Below are 222 nucleotides of genomic sequence, written 5' to 3' on the forward strand. Positions count from 1 at the left end.
TCAATTGATAGCTAACAATGCCATCCGCCCCATCCACAACGTCAAAATTACCACTCAGCGTCGTACTGCCTGAGCCATCCGAGCCCATACCCGATAAATCATCTTCATCAACGGTTTGTTGGCTACCCGCTGTAATTTGGCTAATGGTTGGTACATCATCGATGATGGTGATCGGCAAGGCGATCGCATTAGACACATCACCATCTCGGTCGGTCGCTGTAA

At 49.1% G+C, this 222-nt stretch carries 1 protein-coding gene; it reads right to left on the reverse strand.

Translation table 11 applies throughout. The annotated features are described in order from the left end of the window. A partial coding sequence (locus tag EYW48_RS21965) for a hypothetical protein (protein WP_277433135.1) occupies nucleotides 1-222 on the reverse strand: 222 nt, incomplete at both ends.

This window comes from Vibrio sp. 1180_3 (assembly GCF_029478545.1).
Lineage (GTDB): Bacteria > Pseudomonadota > Gammaproteobacteria > Enterobacterales > Vibrionaceae > Vibrio > Vibrio aestuarianus.